At 73.3% G+C, this 12,149-nt stretch carries 13 protein-coding genes; all 13 read right to left on the bottom strand.

Annotated features, from left to right (window positions below; translation table 11 throughout):
- Nucleotides 1-362: 362 nt before the first annotated feature.
- The 13 genes from HT134_RS31945 to HT134_RS31890 all read right to left on the bottom strand — a co-directional run bounded on the left by HT134_RS31945 (nt 363) and on the right by HT134_RS31890 (nt 11,996).
- A complete protein-coding gene (locus HT134_RS31945) occupies nt 363-767 on the bottom strand; it encodes a response regulator (protein WP_217708590.1) in 405 nt (134 codons plus the stop codon).
- Complete coding sequence (locus HT134_RS31940) at nt 764-2,221, bottom strand: PAS domain-containing sensor histidine kinase (protein WP_175604167.1); 1,458 nt, start codon at nt 2,219-2,221, stop codon at nt 764-766. The genes HT134_RS31945 and HT134_RS31940 overlap by 4 nt, the downstream gene beginning before the upstream one ends.
- 24 nt (nt 2,222-2,245) lie before the next feature.
- A complete protein-coding gene (locus tag HT134_RS31935) occupies nt 2,246-2,650 on the bottom strand; it encodes an ATP-binding protein (RefSeq protein WP_175604166.1) in 405 nt (134 codons plus the stop codon).
- A gap of 94 nt (nt 2,651-2,744) precedes the next feature.
- Nucleotides 2,745-3,374 (bottom strand): response regulator transcription factor, encoded by a 630-nt coding sequence (locus HT134_RS31930; RefSeq protein WP_246365914.1) that lies wholly within the window; start codon nt 3,372-3,374, stop codon nt 2,745-2,747.
- Between the two features lie 195 nt (nt 3,375-3,569).
- On the bottom strand, nt 3,570-4,106 hold the full coding sequence (locus HT134_RS31925) for an OsmC family protein (protein WP_175604164.1): 537 nt from the start codon (nt 4,104-4,106) through the stop codon (nt 3,570-3,572).
- Nucleotides 4,107-4,120: 14 nt separating this feature from the next.
- Nucleotides 4,121-4,747 (bottom strand): VOC family protein, encoded by a 627-nt coding sequence (locus HT134_RS31920; RefSeq protein ID WP_175604163.1) that lies wholly within the window; start codon nt 4,745-4,747, stop codon nt 4,121-4,123.
- A gap of 7 nt (nt 4,748-4,754) precedes the next feature.
- Nucleotides 4,755-5,345, bottom strand: a complete 591-nt coding sequence (locus HT134_RS46185) for an alkylhydroperoxidase domain protein (protein WP_175604162.1) — start codon at nt 5,343-5,345, stop codon at nt 4,755-4,757.
- Nucleotides 5,342-5,947: a CMD domain protein gene (locus tag HT134_RS46180; RefSeq protein ID WP_175604161.1), complete on the bottom strand. Its 606-nt coding sequence runs from the start codon at nt 5,945-5,947 to the stop codon at nt 5,342-5,344. Before HT134_RS46180 ends, HT134_RS46185 begins: the two co-directional genes overlap by 4 nt.
- Entirely contained in the window at nt 5,944-6,981 is a 1,038-nt protein-coding gene (locus HT134_RS31905; protein WP_175604160.1) for a putative FMN-dependent luciferase-like monooxygenase, read from the bottom strand. Before HT134_RS31905 ends, HT134_RS46180 begins: the two co-directional genes overlap by 4 nt.
- Nucleotides 6,978-8,651 (bottom strand): dipeptide ABC transporter ATP-binding protein, encoded by a 1,674-nt coding sequence (locus HT134_RS31900; RefSeq protein ID WP_175604159.1) that lies wholly within the window; start codon nt 8,649-8,651, stop codon nt 6,978-6,980. Before HT134_RS31900 ends, HT134_RS31905 begins: the two co-directional genes overlap by 4 nt.
- On the bottom strand, nt 8,648-9,436 hold the full coding sequence (locus HT134_RS31895) for an ABC transporter permease (protein ID WP_312888594.1): 789 nt from the start codon (nt 9,434-9,436) through the stop codon (nt 8,648-8,650). Before HT134_RS31895 ends, HT134_RS31900 begins: the two co-directional genes overlap by 4 nt.
- Nucleotides 9,433-10,371: an ABC transporter permease gene (locus tag HT134_RS46175; RefSeq protein ID WP_246365911.1), complete on the bottom strand. Its 939-nt coding sequence runs from the start codon at nt 10,369-10,371 to the stop codon at nt 9,433-9,435. Before HT134_RS46175 ends, HT134_RS31895 begins: the two co-directional genes overlap by 4 nt.
- Entirely contained in the window at nt 10,368-11,996 is a 1,629-nt protein-coding gene (locus tag HT134_RS31890; protein ID WP_175604157.1) for a TIGR04028 family ABC transporter substrate-binding protein, read from the bottom strand. Before HT134_RS31890 ends, HT134_RS46175 begins: the two co-directional genes overlap by 4 nt.
- Between the last annotated feature and the right edge of the window lie 153 nt (nt 11,997-12,149).

Genomic DNA, 12,149 nt, shown 5'->3' with positions numbered 1-12,149 from the left:
GCCGCCGACGCCCCGGCGGCGGGCTCCCCCCCGCCCGCCCCCGCGCGGGGCCCCGCGCCCGCCGCGGGGGGGCCCGCGCCGATGGGAGAACAGGTCGATCGCGAGCATCACCGCGATCACGCCCAGCACGGCGGGCCAGGCCCAGAAGGGGACGTCCAACGAGATACCTCCGGTCCGATGTCGTCGGCCGGAGGTCTCCCCGCCCTCCCACGGCGTGGCGCGCGCGGGACGGCGTCAGGACCGGGCGGGCCTCGGGGCTCGCCGTACTGACGACCCTGACGGTTTCGGGTACTCCCCTCCAGATACCAGGGTACGAAAGGGACCCCAGTCGTCAAAATCCCCCATAGTGGGTCGCCCGTGGCTCAGCGGCCCGCCGCGACGCGGCGCACGGCGGCCACGATGTCGGTGTTGGGCAGCCCCTTCAGGAGGTACTCGGTGACGCCGGCGCGCCGCATCTCCTCGACGGCCCCGGCATCGCCGTAGGCCGAGAACGCCAGGACGCGGGTGCCCGGGCAGCGGTCGCGGATCACGCGGGCCGCGTGGGCGCCGCCGCCGCCGGGCATGCGGACGTCGAGGATGGCGACGCGCGGCGCGTGGCGCTCGGCGAGGACGATGGCCTCCTCGGCGTCACCGGCGACGGCGACCACGCTGAGGCCGGGCTCGGCCTGGAGCACCTCGCTGAGCACATCGCGGATCATCGGCTCGTCGTCGCCGATGAGGACGGTCAGGAGCTCCTTCAGGGTGTCCTGGTCGCGCCGTGCGTTCACCCTCGGCCGCCCTCACCGCCAGCGGCCAGAGCCGGCACCCAGAACTCCACCGTCGTGCCCTCGCCCGGGCGGCCGCGGATGCTCCACCAGCCGCCCGCCATCTCGGCGCGCTCGCGCATCTCGATGAGGCCGAAGTGGTCCGGCGTCGCGAGGACGTCGGCCGGGTCGCCGACGCCGACGCCGTCGTCGGCCACCCGCACCAGAACACCGTGTCCGCTGGACGACAAAGACACGCTCACCGCCTTCGCCTGCGCATGCTTGCGGACATTGGTCAGCGCCTCCTGACATATCCGAAATATCGTGATCGCCGTCTCGGAGGGCGGCTCCCGGTCGAGCTCGTGGCGCAGCTCGTACGCCAGCCCCGCGCCGGTCACCACCTGGTCCAGGTAGGAGGTCAGCCCCTCCACCAGCCCGTCGCGGTCGAGGCCGGGCGGCCGGAGCCGGAAGGTGAGGTCGCGCAGCCGGCGGATCGCCGCGGACACGGTCTCGTTGAGCCGCCGGACCGCCGAGGCGTCCGGCCCCTCCAGCCGGTCGGCGAGCAGTTGCAGGCGCATCCCGACGGCCACCATGGACTGGATCGTGTCGTCGTGGACGTCCCACGCGATGCGGCGCCGCTCCATCTCCTGGGCGTGGACCAGGTGGGTCAGCAGCCTGCTCCGCTCGTCCAGGGCACGTTCGGCGGTGCGCCGCTCGGTCATGTCGCGGGTCACCTTGCCGAAGCCCCGCAACCGGCCGCCGTCGTCGAACAGCGCGGTGATGATCACATTGGCCCAGAACCGCGTGCCGTCGGCGCGCACCCGCCAGCCCTCGTCCTCCAGCCGCCCCTCCGCCGCGGCCACCTCCAGCTCACGAGCCGGCTTGCCCGCCGCCACGTCCTCCGGCGGATAGAACACCGAGAAATGCCGCCCGATGATCTCCTGCGCGCGGTAGCCCTTGATCCGCTGCGCGCCCGCGTTCCAGCTCGCGATCCGCCCCTCCGGGTCCAGCATGAAGATCGCGTAGTCGACGACGCTCTGCACCAGCAGCCGGAAGCTCTCCTCGCTCTCCCCCAAGGCGCTGTGGGCGATGCGCCGCTCGCTCATGTCGCGGGTCACGTTGCCGAAGCCCCGCAACCGCCCCGTGTCGTCACGCAGCGCCGTGACCACCACGTCGGCCCAGAAGCGCGTGCCGTCGGCGCGCACCCGCCAGCCCTCCTCCTGCAGCCGCCCCTCCGCCGCGGCCACCTCCAGCTCACGAGCCGGCTTGCCCGCCGCCACGTCCTCCGGCGGATAGAACACCGAGACATGCCGCCCGATGATGTCCTCCGTGCGGTGGCCCTTGATCCGCTGCGCACCCCCGTTCCAGCTCACGACCCGGCCCCGCGGATCCAGCATGAAGATCGCGTAGTCGACGACACCCTGCACCAGCAGCTCGTGGTCGGCCTGGGTGATCTCTTGGGGGCTCTGCTCGGACATAGTGCAGCTTCGCACGTCCGGCTGTCAGTTGGCCCAACTCAGGGTGGGAATCGCGGCCAGCTCGCACCAGACGACCTTGCCGCCGTCGTACGGCTGGCAGCCCCAGCGGCTGGAGAGCCGGTCGATGACGTTGAGCCCCCAGCCGCTGCGCGGGCCCGGCTCGCGCGGCTCGGGCATGCGGGGGCTGGAGTCGCGGACTTCGATGCGCACCCGCACGGGCCCGGCGACCAGGTGGAGGATGGGCGCGCCCGTGCCGTGGACGAGCGCGTTGGTCACCAGTTCGGAGACGGCGAGAAGCGCGTCATCGTGCGGCCCCGTGTAGCCGCTCTCGGTCAGCGCCTGTCGCGTCAGGTCACGGGCCAGCGTGATGCTGTCGAGCTCCTCCGCCAGGTGGTGCTCGACCGTGTACACCGAACCCTCAGTGCCCATCCTCTCAGTTTCGCCCGCGGACGGCCGCGCGACGAGACTCACCGGCTTCATCCCGTCTAGTGCATGTGCATCAGTCTCATGAGTCGGCATGGCGTCAGTCGACCAGGCCCTCACGGCGGGCGATCGCCACCGCCTCCAGCTTGGATCCGGCGCCCAGCTTCTCCAGGACGCGCTGGATGTGGTTGCGCGCGGTGTTGTGCGCCACGCCGAGCCGCTCGCTGATCAGCGCCGTGCTGGCCCCGTCCGCCAGCAGGAGCAGCGTCTCCTTCTCCCGCGCGGTCAGCTCGGAGCCCACGGGCCTGACCCGGCCGGTGAGCCGGTCGAGCACCCCGGCCAGCAGCGCCGGCGCGAACACCACCCCGCCGGCGGCAACCTGCCGGACCGCCGCCTTCAGCTCGTGCAGCGCAGCCGACTTCAGCACCAGGCCCGCCCCGCCCGCCTCGGCGACCCGGGTGGCCGAGGCCGAGGACGCCGCACCGGTCAGCACCAGCACCCGCGTCCGCGGCGCGGCGGCCGTGAGCCGGCCGATCGCGGAGATCCCGTCGCCGTCCGGCAGCCGCCGGTCCAGCAGCACCACGTCCGGCTGGAGACGCTCCGCGTCGGCCACCGCCGTCTCGATGGACCCCGAGCGCGCCACGACCTCCACGCCGTGGGCGCGGTCCAGGGCCAGTCCGAGCGCCTCCGCCACCATGTCGTGGTCCTCGACCAGCAGCAACCGGATCAACGGCGACTCTTCGGGCGGAGGCTCTCCGGGCGGGGACTCTCCGGGGGGCGGTGACATCACGGGAACCCTCACGACGACGAAGCGCGGACGACGATGCCGGCATGCCCATTCTCCCGCGACTCTCGCCTCCCGGTCACGCCGGGTGCCACCACGGTGACATCGGGATGCGCGCCCACACCTCCCGGCCGCGCCCGGTCAGGCGGCGGCGCCCTCCACACGGGTGAGGGTGCCGCTGATCGCCACGGGGTTCCTGATCAGGTTGACGATGGGGCAGACCCGCTCCACCTCGGCGTGCAGCCGCGCCAGGTCCTCGTCGGACGCGGGCGAGGACAGCCGCACCTCGTAGCGGAAGTCGTACGGGTGGACGGGCACGCCTTCGGCCTCCGGGCTGTCCGGGGCCTGGGCGCGCGGGTCGTACTGGGCCTGGACGTCCACGTCGAGCGAGTCGAGCGGGATCTCCAGCTCCGCCGCCTTGATGAGGAAGATGTGGGTGACGCAGCTCCCGAGCACCCCCGCCTGCAGCTCGGGCGAGCCGGGGCCGAGGCCGTAGCCCGCGAGGTCGGGGCCGCTGTCGCTGATGATCTGGAAGTCCCTGATCCTGATGCGGCGCACGCCGCTGCGGCCCTCGGCGGTGACGTGGGCGTGCAGCGGCACGGGTCCGCTCGACGGGGCGGCGCGCCGGGCGAGCAGCGCCTCGCGCTTGTGGGACAGGTATTCGCGCAGAGTGGTCATGGTCGGCTTTCTGACTAGGAGAGGGTGACGGGGCCGCGCGGGGTGTCGAGGTGGGCGCGCAGCGCCGGCTCGGGCCCCTCGGCCACCTCCAGCTCGGCGTCCACCGCCGCCAGGTCCTTCCGTACGGACTCCGGATCGGGATGGGACGCGGCGAACGACGCCAGGCCGAGCTGCGGCAGGCCGGAGGCCGCCGGGTGAGGCGCCTGGCCCCAGTCGATGAGGAACGGCACCAGGCGCACCTCCGCCGGGTCGTCCCGGCGGGTGAGCACCCATTCGAGACGCACGCCGTCCGGCCGCACCCGCGACAGCGGCGCCACCTCCCCGAGGTCGTAGCCGCGCTCCCGCGCCCGCCGCACCCGCGTCTCCAGGTCGCTCGCCCGCACCGCCCAGGCGGCCAGCCTCGGCACGGTGAGCGTCTCCAGGCCGAACGCCCGGGGCCGCGCGTCGGGGCCGGCCTCCGGGTCGGGTCCGATGATCTCCAGGTACGCACCGGGGCCGAACCCGACGAGGTAGTTGGCCGTGCCGCCGGGATGGCTGCCGCCGGGGACGGGCCGCACGCCCGTGCGTTCGGCGAACTCCTCGACCCCGGCGAGCAGGTCGGGCACGGCGTAGACCAGGTGGTCCAGTGCAAGGTGGGTCATCTTCTTCTCATTCCTTCACGGAGGCTTCGGGTGCGGTCGGCTCGCCCAGCGAGAGCATGAGCCGGTTGGCCCAGTTGAAGAACGCCGCCGCGTGCAGCGCGTCGCTGATCGCGAGGTCGTCCAGGCCGGCGGCGCGGAGGGCTTCGAGATGGTCGCCGGTCAGCGCCGGCGGTGTGGCCGCGAGCGCCACGGACGCGTCCACGATCGCCCGCCACAACTGATCTTGCCGCGCGCCGACCCCCTCGTCCAGCAGCCGCCGGACGTCGTCCGGCCGCCTGCCGTAGTGCTCGGCGAAGCGGGCGTGCACGGAGGCGCAGAACACGCAGCCGTTGTGGCGGGAGGTGGCGGTGGCCGCCAGCTCGCGCTCGGCGCGCGGCAGGCCGCCGTCGGCGTTGTGGAAGATGTCGAGGTCGGTCTTGGTGCGCGCGTGCAGGATGCCGGGGTCGCGGGCGAGCAGCCGGAAGTACGGCGAGGCGGCGCGGGCGCGGTCGACCAGCGCCTCACGGTGGGCTTCGGTGAGCTCGGCCTCGGCGAGCGGCTCCACCCACGGTTCCCAGCCGAGCCGGTCCGTGGTGAAGGCGAGTGGTGCGGCGGTCAAGGACGAGGTCCCTTCTGGGTGGTACGGAGCAGGCGCAGCCCGGCGACGACGCGGATCTGGAACGTCAGGAACGACACGAGCTGGGAGAGCGTGACGACGCCGGTCGTGCTCCAGCCCGCGCGGGCCAGCGCCCGCAGCGCCTGCGGGTCCGCCTCGCGGGGCCGGAAGACGAGCAGGTGCGCGTGCTCCAGCGCGGCGGCGAGCCGCTCGCCGAGCGCGGCGCGGTCGCCCACGCGATGGACGGGGCCGGGGACGCTCTCTGCGGCCAGCGGGCCCTCCGGGTAGATCCCGTACGGTCCTGTGGCGGTGGCGGCCTCCACCTCGGCCGACACCGCCGCCGCCAGGTCCGGGTCGTGGGCGGACAGCAGGTCGTCGTAGTGGCGCGCGGACGCGGGGTCGCGGTGCAGCCCGGCGACGAACGCCGCCACCGCGTACCGCTCCACCAGGCTCACCTCCCCCGTGCCGCCGCCGGTGTCCTGGGGGAAGAGGGCGAGGTAGCCGCGCTGGGCGTGCTCGCGGGCGTCCGGGCGGCGGCGCCGGAGCCCGTCGAGCGGCGAGCCCGGCTCGATGCCCGCCAGCCGGTCGATGATGTCGGTGCTCATGTCCTGCTCAGTTCGGTCGGGGATGTGGTGGAGGGCTGGGGCGCCCAGCCGAGCGCGGGGGCCACCTCGGTCGCGAGCAGCTCGATCGAGCGCAGGATCCGCTGGTGCGGCGGATCGACGGAATGGACCTGGAAGACCAGGTCGGTGACCCGGTCGAGCGTGGGGTCGGCGCGCAGGCTCGCGATCACGTCGTCGGGCGTGCCCACGTGGACGTCGAACGCGGCGATCAGCCGCTCGACGCCGCCGTCCGCCGGCACCGGGAAGCCGCCGAGCTCGAAGTGCCGCACGGCCCGCGCCAGGCCGGCCTCCGCGTACCGCAGCGCCTCCTCGCGCGTGTCGGCCACGAACGCCGTGCGCGAGGCCACGATCCTGGGCGTCGCCCCGGCCGGCAGGTGCTCGTGGTAGGCGTCCACGATGGGCCGCTGGATCTCGGCCAGCGTCAGGTCGGGCGCGTCCTTGGGGCGCGGCTGGGTGCGCGACAGCATGAGCCCGTTGCCGGCCCGCCCGGCGCGCTCGCCGCCGCCGACCGAGAACGTGGCCTCCCAGACGGCGTCGAGCAGCCGGGGCGCGGCCGGGTAGAGGCGGTTGCCGCCGCCGAGGTCGCCGCCCGACCAGGCGTTGACCAGCACCGCGAGGTGCTCGGCGTACAGGGCGGCGCGCTCGGAGCTGTCGCGGCCGAACGCGGCGAACGACGACGGCGTGCCGCCGCTCCCCACGCCGACCTCCAGCCGCCCGCCGGAGAGCTGGTCGAGCACGGCGGTGTCCTCGGCCACCCGTACCGGGTGCTCCAGGGGCAGCGTGATGATGCCGGTGCCCAGGCGGATGCGGCTGGTCCGGGCCGCCACGTGGGCGAGGAAGACGAGCGGGGCGGGCAGGCCGCCCTCGGTCCGGCTGAAGTGGTGCTGGGCGACCCAGGCGGTGTCGAAGCCGTGGCGTTCGGCGTGCGCGATCTGCTCGGCGGCCAGGCGGTAGCGCTCGGCGGGCGGGGCGTCGTCGAGGAGCCGGGTGAAGAACCCGAGGCGGCGGCCGGTCATCGGCCCACCTCCTGGCCGGCGAGCTGGTGGGCTGTGCCCGGCACCGCGGCGAGCAGCGCCCGGGTGTAGGCGTGGCCGGGGTTCTCGAAGAGCCGCCGGGTCGTTCCGGTTTCCACGATGCGTCCTTTGCTCATGACGGAGACGGTGTGCGAGACCTGCCGCACCACCGCCAGGTCGTGCGAGATGAACAGGTACGTGAGCCCGAGGTCGCGTTGCAGCTCCCCGAGCAGGTCGAGGATCTGCGCCTGCACGCTGACGTCGAGGGCGGAGACCGCCTCGTCGAGCACCACGACCTTGGGGCCGGGGGCCAGCGCGCGGGCGATGGCGACGCGCTGCCGCTGCCCGCCGGACAGCTCGCGGGGTCTGCGGCCGAGCACGGCGGCGGGCAGCGCGACCCGGTCGAGCAGGTCGCGCACGCGCTCGCGACGGCCCGCCCGGTCGCCGAGCCCGAAGTTGCGCAGCGGCTCCTCGACGATGTCGGCGACGCTCTGCCGGGGGTCGAGCGAGCCGTACGGGTTCTGGTAGACGAGCTGGACGTCCCGGCGCAGGGCCCGCAGCCGCGCGCCGCGCACCCCGGCCGTCTCGACGCCGCCGATGGCGACCGACCCGGACGTGGGCTCGGCGAGCCGCATGACCATGCGGGCCGTGGTGGTCTTGCCCGACCCGGACTCGCCGACGAGCGCGTGGGTCGTGCCGCGCGGCACCTCGAACGAGACCCCGTCCACGGCGCGGAACGGCCGCCCGCCGGCGCGGTACTCCTTGACCAGGTCGCGCACGACGACGGCCGGTTCGCGCGACGCCTCCTCGGCAGCGGTCCCGGCGGTGGCCCCGGCGGTGGTCCTGGCGGTCCCGACGGACAGGAACTCCGGTGCCCGCAGCGCCGGTGCGTCGCGCAGCAGCCGGGCCGTGTACGCGGCCTGGGGCGCGCCGAGCACGGCCCGGGTGGCGCCCCGCTCCTCGATGCGGCCGTCCTTCATCACGACCAGCCGGTCGGAGCGGTCCATCGCCACGCCCAGGTCGTGGGTGACGAGCAGGACCGCCGTGCCCGACTCGGCGCGCAGGTCGTCGATGAGGTCCAGGATGCGCCGCTGCACGGTCACGTCCAGGGCGCTGGTGGGCTCGTCGGCGATGATGAGCCGGGGTTCGAGCGCGACGGCGATCGCGATCAGCACGCGCTGGCGCATGCCGCCGGACAGCTCGTGCGGGTACTGCCGGGCCCGTACCTCGGGATCGGGCAGCCCGACCCGTTCCAGCAGCTCGACGACCCGGTGAGCGATCGTGCGCCGGTCGCCGCGCCGGTGGAGGCGCAGCGCCTCGCCGATCTGGACGCCGACGGGCTTGACCGGGTTCAGGGAGTTGGCGGGGTCCTGCGGGACCAGGCCGATCTGGGCGCCCCGGACCGTCTGGAGCCGGCGCTGCGACCAGCCGGCGATGTCGGTGCCGCCGAGCAGGATCTGCCCGCCGTCCAGGCGTCCGTTCGGCGGGAGCAGGCCGATGACGGCCTGGGCCGTGGTGGTCTTGCCCGAGCCGGACTCCCCGACGACGGCGACCACCTCACCGGGCTCCACGGCGAACGACACCCCGTGGACCGCCGGGCGGGCGTGGACTCCGCCCCAGCGTCCTCGCCTCGTGTACGAGACGGTCAGGTCGCGTACCTCCAGCAGGCTCATCCGTCCTCCCTCCCGATGGACCGGCTGATCCGGCTGGCGGCGAGCACGACCGCCACCACCACCGTTCCCGGCAGCGTGGTCAGCCACCATGCCGTGGCCAGGTAGTTGCGCCCCTCGGAGATGAGCAGCCCCCATTCCGGCGTGGGCGGCTCGGCGCCGTACCCGAGGAACCCGAGCGTGGAGATGGCCAGGATGGCGACGCCGAACTGCAGGGCGGCCAGCGCGACGACCGGGACGAGCGAGTTGGGCAGCACGTGCCGCCACAGCACCGCCGCGAACCGCCCACCGCTGCCGAACGCCGCCTCCACGTAGTCGGTGCGCCGGACCCGGACCACCTCCGAACGGGCCAGCCGGGCGAACGAGGCGACGGATCCCACGCCGACGGCGACGGCCACGTTCACCGTGCCGGGGCCGAGCAGGATGATGACCGTGAGCGCGAGGAGCAGCCCGGGCACCGACAGCAGCACGTCCACGACGCGCATGACGATCTCGTCCAGCGCCCCGCGCACCGAGCCCGCGACCAGCCCGAGCAGGGTGCCGAGCAGCAGGCCGACCGCGACGGCGACGAACGCCCCCGACAGCGAGTGGACGGCTCCGTGGACCACCCGGGCGAACAGGTCGCGGCCCACGGCGTCGGTGCCGAACAGGTGGCCGGGGCCGGGGGCGCGCAGCTTCTCCGCCGGAGTGCCCGCGATGGGGTCGTACCCGGTGAAAACGCCGGGCACGAGCGCCCACAGGGCGACGAGCGTGATCAGCGCCCACGACAGGATCAGGCCGGGCCTCACGCGACGGCCCTCCTCAGCCTGGGGTCGAGCACCGGGTACAGCAGGTCCACGACCAGGTTGACCAGCACGAACACGGTCGCGGCGAGCACGACGACGGCCAGCAGCACCGGCGTGTCCTGGGCGTTGACCGCCTGCTCGGTGAGCCGGCCGACGCCGTTGCGGCCGAAGACCGTCTCGGTCACCACCGACCCGGCGATGAGCTCGCCGAACGTCAGCCCGGCCACGGTCAGGGTCGGCGGCAGGGCGTTGCGCGCCACGTGCCGCCACAGGATCCATCCCGGCGAGGCCCCCTTGGCGGCGACGACGGGCACGAACGGCTGCGCCCGCACCTGGTCGAGGCTGCGCGCGAGGATCTGCGCGATGGGCGCGGAGATCGGCACGGCCAGCGTCAGCACCGGCAGCAGGAGCTGCTGGACCTCGCTGCCGCCGATCACCGGCACCAGCCGCAGCCGGAACGAGAACACCTGGATGAGCACGATGCCGAGCCAGAAGGCCGGCACCGAGACGAACAGCGACGGCACGGCCTGCAGCGCCCCCCGGAGCCGGCTCAGCCGGGTGTGGCAGGAGGCGAACGCGACGGCCACGGCGATCAGGACGGCCAGCGCGAACGCCGTCCCCGCCAGCTTCGCGGTGGCCGGGAGCCCCTCGGCCAGCCGCTCGGCCACGGGGGTGCCCGTGTCGATGGAGTAGCCGAAGTCGCCCCGCAGGAAGCCGAGCAGCGTGTGCAGGTAGGCGCCGGGGCCGTCGGTGCCGTAGTAGGAGCGGATCTCGGCGATCTGCTCGGGCGACAGGCCCAGCTCGGGGTTCTGGAACTTGATGAGGATCGCGTCGCCGGGCAGGAGCTGGAGCAGGACGTATCCGGCGGTGAAGGCGGCCCACAGGACGAGCACCGCCTGCCCCGCCCGCGACAGGAGGTACCTGGCGGATCCGCTCATGACTTCCAGACCGAGTAGAAGCTGGGCCGGGCCACCGCCTCGAAGGCGACGCCGTGGACGTTCGGGGCCACGCCGTACACCTGCGGCTCCTCGAACAGCGGGATCGCGTACGCCTGGTCCACCACGTAGCGCTGGATCTCGGCGACCTTGGCGTTGCGCGCGGCCTCGTCGGGCAGGGCCGACTCCTCCTCCAGCAGCCGGTCCAGCTTGGCGTCGTTCGACAGGATGACGTCGCGGTTCTTCGTGTGGAAGTGGCTCTTGATGACGTCCTGGTCGGCGCGGCCGACCATGGAGTGGGCGATGGCGGTCTTCTCGGCGTTCTTGATGTCCACGGCCTGGGTGCCGGCGTCGGCGGGCCGGATCTCCAGCTTGACGCCGAGCTTGGCCCACTGCTGGCCGACCAGTTCGAGGGTCTGCTTCGACAGCGGCTGGGGGCCGGAGACGAAGACGCCGAGCCGGAGCTCGGCGCCGTCCTTCTCGCGGACGCCGTCGGCGCCCTTCACCCAGCCGGCCTCGTCGAGCAGCTTCGCGGCGGCCTCGGGGTCGTAGGCGAGCTCCTTGGACAGGTCGACGTAGCCCTGCGCGAGGTGGCTGAGCACCGACGTGGCGACCGGGTAGCTCGGGGTGAACAGGGTGTCGACGACCTCCTTGGCGTTCGTGCCCTTCTGCAGCGCCCGGCGGACCTTGACGTCCTTGAGGATGCTGTTGGCCGGACGCAGATAGAGGCCGTTGTTGACGCCCCGGGTGGGCTCGGCGTAGATGGTGAACCCGGCGTCCTTGACGGTCTGCTCGTCGTAGGCCTGCACGTAGCGGACGTAGTCGGCCTGGCCGGAGGTGAGCGCGCCGACGCGGACGTTGTCCTCGGGCGTGACGATGATCTTGATCTGGTCGAGGTACGCGCGGCCCTGGTGCTCGCTGGACTTCGGCGCCCAGTCGTAGTCCTTGCGGGCGACCAGGTCGATCTCCTTGTCCACGACCTGCTTCGCGACCGTGAACGGCCCGGAGCCGACGACGTTCTTGAGCTGGCACTGCTCCTCGTACGGCAGGGAGATCGTCTTCTTCGACACCAGGCCGGCGCCGATGACGGAGGTGCCCTGGAGGAAGCCGGGCGAGGGCTTGTCGAAGTGGAAGCGCACCGTGTTCCTGTCGATGACCTCGCTGCGCTCGTAGTTGTTGACGAACTCGGCGACGGGCAGCTTCAGCTTGGGGTCGCCCTTGCCGTACACGTCGAAGTTGGCGGCGACCGCGTCGGCGTCGAGGGGCGTGCCGTCGCTGAAGGTGACGCCGTCGCGCAGGTGGAAGGTGTACTGCGTGGCGTCCTTGTTCACCTCCCAGGAGGTGGCGATCCACGGCTCGATCTTCAGCGTCTCGGGGTTCTGCCAGGTCAGCTTGTCGGTGAGCTGGTTGAGGACGCCGCCGTTCGGATAGAAGCCGGCGGCCGGCAGGTAGAGGCACGTGGGCGCCTGGTGTTCGAGGTAGGTCAGCGTCCCTCCGTACACCGGCTTGCCGGCGGCCGCCGCGCCGGCGGCCGGAGCCGTCCCGCCGCCGCCACAGGCGCTGAGCAGGCAGGTGGCGGCGGCGACGGCGAGGGACGCGAGGACGGGACGGGGTGCGGACGATGACATGGGGATGCCCTTCATGGAACAGGGAAGCCTGCGTGGCGTAGAAACCATATTAACCTACCTATTTTATAGACAATACGGACGCCCGCATGCTGAGACATCCCCGCGTCAGAGCCTCGCCGGGCCGGCGGCCGGATCAGCGAGAGGCGTGCGGCC

This window comes from Nonomuraea rhodomycinica, from assembly GCF_013363995.1.
Lineage (GTDB): Bacteria > Actinomycetota > Actinomycetes > Streptosporangiales > Streptosporangiaceae > Nonomuraea > Nonomuraea rhodomycinica.
The sequence above is the reverse complement of the archived record's forward strand: the minus strand, read 5'-3'. Positions and strand labels throughout refer to the sequence as shown.

What these genes read in the sequence shown, in the direction of transcription:
- HT134_RS31940 (WP_175604167.1), bottom strand. Translation starts at nt 2,221, where the DNA reads ATGTCCGAGCAGAGCCCCCAAGAGATCACCCAGGCCGACCACGAGCTG.
- HT134_RS31935 (WP_175604166.1), bottom strand. Translation starts at nt 2,650, where the DNA reads ATGGGCACTGAGGGTTCGGTGTACACGGTCGAGCACCACCTGGCGGAG.
- HT134_RS31925 (WP_175604164.1), bottom strand. Translation starts at nt 4,106, where the DNA reads ATGACCACTCTGCGCGAATACCTGTCCCACAAGCGCGAGGCGCTGCTC.
- HT134_RS31920 (WP_175604163.1), bottom strand. Translation starts at nt 4,747, where the DNA reads ATGACCCACCTTGCACTGGACCACCTGGTCTACGCCGTGCCCGACCTG.
- HT134_RS46180 (WP_175604161.1), bottom strand. Translation starts at nt 5,947, where the DNA reads ATGAGCACCGACATCATCGACCGGCTGGCGGGCATCGAGCCGGGCTCG.
- HT134_RS31905 (WP_175604160.1), bottom strand. Translation starts at nt 6,981, where the DNA reads ATGACCGGCCGCCGCCTCGGGTTCTTCACCCGGCTCCTCGACGACGCC.
- HT134_RS31900 (WP_175604159.1), bottom strand. Translation starts at nt 8,651, where the DNA reads ATGAGCCTGCTGGAGGTACGCGACCTGACCGTCTCGTACACGAGGCGA.
- HT134_RS46175 (WP_246365911.1), bottom strand. Translation starts at nt 10,371, where the DNA reads ATGAGCGGATCCGCCAGGTACCTCCTGTCGCGGGCGGGGCAGGCGGTG.
- HT134_RS31890 (WP_175604157.1), bottom strand. Translation starts at nt 11,996, where the DNA reads ATGTCATCGTCCGCACCCCGTCCCGTCCTCGCGTCCCTCGCCGTCGCC.